This is a genomic window from Anaerococcus provencensis (genome assembly GCF_000312365.2).
Taxonomy (GTDB): domain Bacteria; phylum Bacillota; class Clostridia; order Tissierellales; family Peptoniphilaceae; genus Anaerococcus; species Anaerococcus provencensis.
In genome coordinates, this window is sequence record NZ_HG003685.1 from 31,882 (window position 1) to 39,803 (window position 7,922).

12 protein-coding genes are annotated in these 7,922 nt (G+C 32.1%); 11 read left to right on the forward strand and 1 reads right to left on the reverse strand.

The window, feature by feature from the left end; all coding sequences use genetic code 11:
• Positions 1-2 precede the first annotated feature (2 nt).
• The 9 genes from BN38_RS00495 (at position 3) to BN38_RS00530 (ending at position 4,021) form a co-directional block, all read left to right on the forward strand.
• A complete protein-coding gene (locus BN38_RS00495) occupies positions 3-416 on the forward strand; it encodes a GNAT family N-acetyltransferase (protein ID WP_044564965.1) in 414 nt (137 codons plus the stop codon).
• Positions 417-434: 18 nt separating this feature from the next.
• Complete coding sequence (locus BN38_RS00500) at positions 435-923, forward strand: hotdog family protein (protein ID WP_044564966.1); 489 nt, start codon at positions 435-437, stop codon at positions 921-923.
• A gap of 9 nt (positions 924-932) precedes the next feature.
• Positions 933-1,433: a YbaK/EbsC family protein gene (locus tag BN38_RS00505; RefSeq protein WP_044564967.1), complete on the forward strand. Its 501-nt coding sequence runs from the start codon at positions 933-935 to the stop codon at positions 1,431-1,433.
• A gap of 18 nt (positions 1,434-1,451) precedes the next feature.
• Positions 1,452-1,919, forward strand: a complete 468-nt coding sequence (locus tag BN38_RS00510; RefSeq protein ID WP_044564968.1) for a GNAT family N-acetyltransferase — start codon at positions 1,452-1,454, stop codon at positions 1,917-1,919.
• A gap of 23 nt (positions 1,920-1,942) precedes the next feature.
• Positions 1,943-2,467 carry a GNAT family N-acetyltransferase gene (locus BN38_RS00515; protein ID WP_044564969.1) on the forward strand — a complete coding sequence of 175 codons (525 nt, stop codon included), beginning with the start codon at positions 1,943-1,945 and terminating at the stop codon, positions 2,465-2,467.
• Positions 2,468-2,478: 11 nt separating this feature from the next.
• Positions 2,479-2,913 carry an aminoglycoside 6'-N-acetyltransferase gene (gene aac(6'), locus BN38_RS00520; protein WP_044564970.1) on the forward strand — a complete coding sequence of 145 codons (435 nt, stop codon included), beginning with the start codon at positions 2,479-2,481 and terminating at the stop codon, positions 2,911-2,913.
• 14 nt (positions 2,914-2,927) lie between these two features.
• Positions 2,928-3,092 (forward strand): hypothetical protein, encoded by a 165-nt coding sequence (locus tag BN38_RS11075; protein WP_230197690.1) that lies wholly within the window; start codon positions 2,928-2,930, stop codon positions 3,090-3,092.
• Between the two features lie 74 nt (positions 3,093-3,166).
• Complete coding sequence (locus tag BN38_RS00525) at positions 3,167-3,403, forward strand: TetR/AcrR family transcriptional regulator (protein WP_049944401.1); 237 nt, start codon at positions 3,167-3,169, stop codon at positions 3,401-3,403.
• A 153-nt stretch (positions 3,404-3,556) separates the two neighbouring features.
• Positions 3,557-4,021: an AI-2E family transporter gene (locus BN38_RS00530; protein WP_044564971.1), complete on the forward strand. Its 465-nt coding sequence runs from the start codon at positions 3,557-3,559 to the stop codon at positions 4,019-4,021.
• Between the two features lie 7 nt (positions 4,022-4,028).
• On the opposite strand, the gene BN38_RS00535 is transcribed toward BN38_RS00530, so the two are convergent.
• The gene (locus BN38_RS00535; protein WP_044564972.1) at positions 4,029-4,919 is read right to left on the reverse strand and encodes a radical SAM protein; all 891 of its coding nucleotides are present in this window, start codon (positions 4,917-4,919) and stop codon (positions 4,029-4,031) included.
• 283 nt (positions 4,920-5,202) lie between these two features.
• On the opposite strand from BN38_RS00535, the gene BN38_RS00540 reads away from it, so the two are divergent.
• Together BN38_RS00540 and BN38_RS00545 are read left to right on the forward strand one after the other, a co-directional pair.
• The gene (locus BN38_RS00540; RefSeq protein WP_044564973.1) at positions 5,203-6,372 is read left to right on the forward strand and encodes an IS110 family RNA-guided transposase; all 1,170 of its coding nucleotides are present in this window, start codon (positions 5,203-5,205) and stop codon (positions 6,370-6,372) included.
• Between the two features lie 364 nt (positions 6,373-6,736).
• Positions 6,737-7,636, forward strand: coding sequence for a DegV family protein (locus tag BN38_RS00545; protein ID WP_044564974.1), 900 nt, complete (start codon positions 6,737-6,739; stop codon positions 7,634-7,636).
• Positions 7,637-7,922 lie beyond the last annotated feature (286 nt).

The window sequence follows — 7,922 nt, forward strand, 5'->3', positions numbered from 1 at the left end:
AAATGGATGAAATAAATTATCAAACATTTGATACTGAACTGATAAATCAAGTGTTAAGTATCTATGAAAAAAACGGATGGACAGCCTATCTTGATGATGTAGAAAAACTAAAAAGATCATTTAAAAATTCAATATATGTACTTGGAGCATTTGACGATGGATTACTTGTCGGATTTATCAGATGTGTAGGTGATGGTGAACATATAGTCTTTATCCAGGATTTAATTGTAGATCCTGATTATTATAGGCAAGGAATAGGGAAAAAACTATACAGCCTAGTCTCTAATCATTTCAAAGATGTAAGAACGTTTATGCTAATAACGGATGCTGATGATATCAGGTCAAATTCTTTTTACCAAGCTATGGGAATGACCGATAATAATAAAACTTGTCCATTAAAAACATATATAAGATAAAATTAGAAGAGGGAAAATATGAAAGAAGAAAAACAAAACAAAGTAGCTATCCAAGACACCTACGGTGAACGTTTCCAACATTGCTGGGGATGTGGAGTACAAAATGAAACTGGTATGCATTTGAAATCTTATCCAAGCGAAGATGGAAAAAGTGTGATTTGTAAGGTCATTCCAGATGAGAAATTTACAGGAGGAGTACCTCAAAACCTCTTCGGTGGTATGATTGCAATGATATTTGATTGCCATGGAACTGCCTCAGCAGCATACTTCAATCACAAAAACAAGGGATTAGAACTTACAGAAGAAACTGTAATTGGAAGATATATAACCGCAAGACTAGAAGTAGACTTCAAAAAGCCAGTACCAATGAATGAAGAAATAACTGTAATATCAACTTTAGAAGAGATTACCGACAGAAAAGCCATAGTAAATATGACCATGGAAGTTCGTGGAGAAAAGAGAGCAGAATCAAGAATTATTGCAGTTAGTGTGAAGGATAATATGTAGGAGGTAAAAATGAACAAAGAAGAGGTATTTAAATTTTTGGATTCAAAGGGAATTGAATATGTGAGATTAGATCATGAGCCAGTCTATTCTATGGACGACTTGGTAGGCATGGATTTGCCTGTAACTAACGCTGATGCCAAAAATGTATTTGTTTATGACAAAAAGAATGATAAATATTATTTAATAACTGTTCATGGGGATAAAAAAGCGAATCTTAAAAAATTCAAGAAAGATCATGGCATAAAATCCCTAAACTTTGCTGACAATGAACAATTAGCTGAAGTTCTAAATGTAGTTCAAGGTTCAGTAAGCCCATTAAGCATATTAAACGAGAAAGACCACAAAGTAGAATTTTATTTAGACAAATATTTTGACAAGGAAGACCAATTAATAGCCTGCCATCCAAATGAAAATACAGCCACAATTTGGCTTAAAGTGACAGATTTGATGGATTTAATAAGAGAAAATGGCAATGAAGCTAATTTCTTTTCTAACATAGATTTATTTTAACAAGTGGTGCTTAGAAAAATGGAAATAAAAGTAATAGAAGTAAAAGAACCTAGTAAAAAGGAGACTATTGCTAGAGAAATTCTTTTTAGTCTCCCGGAATGGTTTGGTATGCCAGAATCTATTGAAAATTATATAAAAGATTCTAGGGATATGCCATACCTTGTTGCCTATATTGATAGCAAGCTAGCTGGCTTTATTGTTTTAAATTCAACAAGCCCAGATACTGCAGACATATTTGTAATGGGTATCAAAAAAGAATTTCATAGGAAAGGAATTGGAAGAAAACTTAATGAAGCCTATGAAAGAATGGCTAAAGAATTAGGATTTTCATATTCACAAGTTAAGACTGTTCAAAGTGGACACTACCCTGAATACGATATAACAAATGATTTTTATAAGGCTATGGGCTATGTTGAACTTGAATGCTTCCCTGACATGTGGGATAGCTGGAATCCCTGCCAGATTTATATAAAAGATATCAAATAGTTAATAATGATAGGGGAGACTTTATGAGTAATTATCTTATAAGAGAAGCAAAAAAGGAAGATGCAGAGAAAGTTCTTCGCTATATTAAGATAGTTGGAGGTCAAACTAACAATCTTACTTTCGGAAGTGAGGGAATAGATCTCACAATTGATGAAGAAGAAAAAATTTTAGAGAATATATATAATAGTGATAAATCAATATTTTTACTTGTATGCCTTGAAGATGACATTATAGGTATTGGAAATATTTCTGCCAACAGCAAAAATAGGATGAAGCATAAGGCGGCTTTAGGTATTTCAATTAAAAGAGAATATTGGGGCCAGGGGATTGGACAGGATTTATTAACTAAATTAATAAAATTTTCCAAACAATCAGGTCTTGAAGCAATAGAATTAAGAGTTAGAAGTGATAATGAGAGAGCTATCAATCTATACAACAAATTTGATTTCAAAAAGACTGGAACTATACCATTAGATATGAAAATTGAAGGTGAGTATTTTGATACGGACTATATGTTTTTAGATTTAAGATCAAATTACAATCTATAGGGTATAATAAGATGATTAAAGTAGCGAATAAAAATGATTCAAAAACAATAGCTCAAATGGCAATAAAAATATGGGACAATGACTCGATAGAAGAATTAGAAAAAGAGTTTGATGATTTTGTCGATGATCCTAATATGGCAAGTTTTATCAAATATTTAGATGGTAAAGCTATTGGATTTGCCAATGCTTCTATCCGTTATGATTATGTAGAAGGTTGTGAATCTTCTCCGATTGGATATCTTGAAGGTGTATTTATTGACGATAATTATAGAAACAATAATTACGCTCGCCAATTGGTAGAAGCTTGTGAAAATTGGGCGAAATCGTTTGGGATAAAGGAATTTGCGAGTGATTGTGAATTGTCTAATTTAGACAGTCTTGCTTTTCATCTGGCCATTGGATTTAGCGAGGCAAATAGAATAATTTGTTTTAAGAAAGATGTGTAAAATAGGAGGATTTTATGGATAGCAAAATGGGGACTTGGGTAGGTTTGGGTTTGGCGCTTGGTGCATCAATTGGTTCGGCTAGAGGAAATGTACCGGTAGGTATCGGAGTGGGGCTTCTCTTAGGTGTAGTTGTAGGAATTATAAATTCCAAACAAGAAGATAAAAATAAAAAGGAATAAATTTTTTATTTGATAAGTGACACCGTGTCACTTATAATATTCTAGTGACATTTCGCAATTTTAAGGAGACTATGTTGGCAAAGGATACTTTTTATAATCTAGAAGAAGAAAAAAGGGCGAAAATTACAGAAGTTCTTATATCAGAATTTTCCCAAAAACCATTTGCTGATGTTAGCGTAAAAACTATCGTTGAAAGGCTGGGAATAGCCCGTGGAAGCTTCTACCAGTATTTTGAAGACCTAGAAAGATTCTTATTTTTATATCCTAGATTCCAAATGTTCAATATCTTATATTTGGTTTTTGTTTTATAGAAAAGATTTCCAATATAGATGGCACCCAAATAAGCAAGGCATATTATTATCCAAATCCAGATGTTGACGAGGATTACTTTATAATTAATGTCGGATCTTTTATTTTTGATAGGATCTCAGAGATTATAAAAAACAAATTGAAAGAAGAGAATAATGGATTTATTTAAAGAATTTTTGAGAAAAACTGGCATAGGAATAAAAGAATATATAAAATCATCTTTGATAACATCAGCTATATGCTTTGCATTGCTATTATTTGGTCTATACATAGGAAATGTGCCGTATTTTGGTCTCGTGGCCTTTGCCATTGCAGTAATTGATATGTTACCAGTCTTAGGCTCGGGAATAATTCTCATACCTTGGTCAATAATAGCCTTTGTTCAAACTAATAATAAGCTAGCTTTTATTTTAATAATTATATTTATCTTATCCTTTGTGATTGAACAAGTACTTCAACCATTAATCTTTGGAAAGAGTGTGGGTTTAAAACCTATCTATACCTTACTTATCACAATTATATCCATGATTATATTTTCTCCTGCCCTGGGTGCAATAATAGGATCTATAATTTCAATTATAATAGCTGTGATAATAGATATGAAAAACTCTCGTAGCTAGCGGGAGTTTACATGGCAATTCTTTGGTTGGTCATATCTAAGACTTTCGGGTCTATAGTTTCTAAGGCATTTTTCAATTTGTCTATCATTATATCTTTTTTATCCAAATGACCACTTACATTTACCATATTTACCATATGCCCAGATGAATACAATACTGTATCTGGCAAGTCTAGGTTTTCAAGAAGCGCAATTTGTTCTTCCAAATTTTCTCTGTTTGTAGTTTCTACAAATTCTCCGCGTTCTCTCATATAATATAGTGGAGATCCTTCCATAACAGCAGTACTCATCACATATACTCCAACTGGAGGATAGTAATTTAGAACTTTGGCAGTTTCTATAGCATTTTCTTTTGATTTTCCAGCGCCAGCTATGCCTTGCATTATTATTGCATGGTAGTCAATTTCAGCAGATTTCATCTTATCTAGGCCCCTGTAATATCCATCCAAATCAGTTCCTTTATTGATATAATCTAAAACTTTTTGATAACCTGTTTCAACACCAAACCACAGTTCATTGTAACCAGCTTCCTTAAGTTTTATCATATCTTCTTTGGACTTATTCTCTAAATTATAAAAAGAGCAATAAGCGGTTATGGTTTCTACTTCTGGTATGTGTTTTTTTATTAATTGAGAGATTTTAAGCAATCTTTCAGTCTCTAAAACAAATGGATCTCCATTTAATAAATATATCCTATCCATAGGCTTAAATGCTCTCATTGGAGACTTTGATAATTCTATTATATCTTCTTCAACATCTTCTAATGGTGAGATGCCAAATTTTGTTTTATTGTACATTGTGCAAAAAGCACACTTATTGTGTGAACACCCGTATGTTACTTCCAAAAGCGGAGTATAAGCTTCTAGGGGTGGTCTGTATACTTGTCCTGTGTAATGCATATTATTCCTTATATAATGTATTTAGGTTGTTAAAGGTAACCTATAACCCTTTTTCGACTAAGTATTATTCAGTTTTACTGTATAATATTGTTAATAGATAGAGTGTACTCGTTCCTTCCTTGAGATTTAATCTCGTACTTGAAAGAGTGAGTCCTCTAATCTTTTAACTGTTTACGAATAAGTTAGATGTTGACCCTTTCAGGGTACTTCGTATATACCATAAGGCAGTAACGTTATTAGATTTTGAGGTGTCTATCTAAAATACTTTTTTATGAGGTTTCAATTGTTTTATTTAGGTATTGATATTGGTAAAAATACTCATGTTGCTTCATTAGTTGATGACAAGAAAAAAGTTATTTTTAAAGCTTTTTCTTTTTCAAATTCCATTGATGGTGCTGAGAGTTTAATCCTTAAACTAGAAACTTTCAAAAATGAACTTGAAGTTGGTATGGAAGCTACTGGTCATTATTGGTTATCTCTATACTCTTATCTTGTTGAAAAAAACTTTACTGTTCGTGTTATCAATCCAATCCAAACTGACGGTTGGCGATGCGGTGTAGAAATCAGAAAGAGAAAAACTGATATTATTGATTCTCTTTTAATAGCTGATCTTCTTAGATATGGAGATTTCGTTGAGACTTCACTTTCTAATGAAGATTATTTGTCTTTGAGAAATCTTTCCAGATTTAGGTCCTACCTCATTTCTTCAATTGGTGATCTTAAAAGAAAAACTATTGCACTTTTAGATCAAGTTTTCCCTGAATATGCCTCTTCTTTTAGTAATATTTTTGGGAAGACCTCTAAGGAAATTCTTTCAAATTTCTCTACTCCTTCTGATTTTGAGGATATTAATTCTGATGGTTTGAATACTTTTCTTGAGTATGTTACTAGGAAAAACTATGCTTCTAAGAAGATTGATGAGCTTTCTAAAAAGGCTTCTTCTTCTTTTGGTATTAATTTCTGCCTGGACTCATTTAGTCTTCAGATCAAAATGCTTATTGAGCAAATTTCTTTTATTCAAAATCAGGTTTCTGATGTTGAGAATGAAATTGAGGTTTTACTTGAAAAACTTAATTCTCCAATTACTACTATTCCAGGTATCGGTTCTGTTAATGCAGCTACTATATTAGGTGAGATTGGTGATATTAAAAGATTTTCTAATCCTTCTAAACTTGTCGCTTATGCTGGTTTGGATGCTAGCGTTTCTCAGTCTGGAGAATATGAATCTACTTACAATCATATGAGTAAAAGAGGTTCTCCTTACTTAAGGCGTGCTCTTTTTCAATCCGCTCTTAGAGCTGAATTTTGTGACCCTGTTTTTTCTGATTATTATCAGAAGAAAATCAGTGAAGGCAAGCATCATTTAGTTGCTACCAATGCAGTTGCTAGAAAGCTTTGTCATACTATTTTTGCTGTTCTTACTAAGAATGAACCTTATCAAGTGCAGAGTTAGTTTTTGCTTAACTGTTTACAAATTTTTGAAAAAGGTTCTGTAAATGACGAGCTTTGCTCGGGCGTAGCCTTTACCATTTACTGGTTCTTTTGAAAAAATACAATTTCACTAGCAAAAACTTTATGATCCCTATTTTTAATCTTAAACTTTAGGGTGCTTTTTCATGCTTATTTTTATTCATTTTTTATCAATATCTTTACTTATATTTTCTTTGTTTCACCTCTTGACTTTTAATAGTTAGTCTTTCTTTTAACATACTATACTATATATAAATTATACTTACATTGACTAAAGATTATATAGACTAATTTTAAAATTGTGATAAAATATAAAATATTGAAATGTATCTGAAAAGGGGGATTTCATGTCAGATTATATTTTAAGCTCTGAATCAACCATAGATCTAGATCCTGTTTTTGTCGATCAACTTGATATTAGTATTATTAATGCTAACTATGAATTAAATGGCCAAGTATACTTAGATGATTTTGGCCAAAGTTTAGATATGAAAGTTTTTTATGATAATATGAGAAACGGTGCAAGCCCTAGCACATCTAGGATAAATACCAATACTTATGTAGAATATTTTAAACCGATACTTAAAAATGGCAAAGATATTATTCACTTATGCCTTTCATCAGGTATGTCTAGCCAATTTGATTCTTTAGTTCATGCACTTGAGATCCTAAAAGAAGAGTTCCCAGAAAGAAAGATGTATGCTGTAGATTCTGTAATGGCATCAGCTGGTTTTGGTATGCTTACTTCAAAACTTGCTCAGCTGAAAAAAGAAGGAATGGATATTGATAGCCTATATAATTGGGCAGAGGATAACAAGAGACATATCATAAATTACACTTCAAATGAGAACTTAGAATATGTTGCTAGGGGAGGTAGGATATCAAAAACTGCTGCTACTCTTGGTGGCATGCTTCATATAAGCCCACTAATAGAAGTAGATGATACAGGTCATATGATAGTTACAAGTAAAATTAGAACTAGGAAGAAGTTATTAAAAACAATCGTAGAAAAAATGGTGGCAAATGCAAATGATGGCCTAGATTATAATGATCAGATTTATATATCTCATGCTGATAATATTGAGATAATAGAAGAATTAATAGAATTAATTAAAGAAAAGTTTAAAAACCTAGATCAAGAAATCAAAGTTTCAAATATAGGTCCAACAATAGGAAGCCACATAGGCCCAGGCGCCTTTGCAGTATTTTATTGGGGAGATGAGAGAATGGTTGGATTCAAAAAATAAGTCCATGGGGACTTATTTTTTATTGCTTCACTTAAGTGAGTTGAGCGAACGGATGTGAGCGAAACAAAAAACCACCTGCTGTGCAGGTGGAGGAATTAAGCTTTAGCTTCAAGACCAAAAAATTCTCACTTGTAATATAATTGTGATAACCACATGCACAATAAAAACAAGGAGAATAAATTGGACAACAATAGTTTATCACATACAAAATGGAGATGTAAATATCATATAGTATTTGCCCCTAAATTTAGAAGACAAGAAATATATGGGAAACTAAAAAAAGACA

Bases quoted from the DNA above. Each gene is read 5' to 3' on its own strand.
- BN38_RS00510 (WP_044564968.1), top strand. From the start codon at position 1,452: ATGGAAATAAAAGTAATAGAAGTAAAAGAACCTAGTAAAAAGGAGACT.
- BN38_RS00545 (WP_044564974.1), top strand. From the start codon at position 6,737: ATGTCAGATTATATTTTAAGCTCTGAATCAACCATAGATCTAGATCCT.
- BN38_RS00515 (WP_044564969.1), top strand. From the start codon at position 1,943: ATGAGTAATTATCTTATAAGAGAAGCAAAAAAGGAAGATGCAGAGAAA.
- BN38_RS00495 (WP_044564965.1), top strand. From the start codon at position 3: ATGGATGAAATAAATTATCAAACATTTGATACTGAACTGATAAATCAA.
- BN38_RS00535 (WP_044564972.1), bottom strand. From the start codon at position 4,919: ATGCATTACACAGGACAAGTATACAGACCACCCCTAGAAGCTTATACT.
- BN38_RS00505 (WP_044564967.1), top strand. From the start codon at position 933: ATGAACAAAGAAGAGGTATTTAAATTTTTGGATTCAAAGGGAATTGAA.
- BN38_RS00530 (WP_044564971.1), top strand. From the start codon at position 3,557: ATGGATTTATTTAAAGAATTTTTGAGAAAAACTGGCATAGGAATAAAA.
- BN38_RS00500 (WP_044564966.1), top strand. From the start codon at position 435: ATGAAAGAAGAAAAACAAAACAAAGTAGCTATCCAAGACACCTACGGT.
- BN38_RS11075 (WP_230197690.1), top strand. From the start codon at position 2,928: ATGGATAGCAAAATGGGGACTTGGGTAGGTTTGGGTTTGGCGCTTGGT.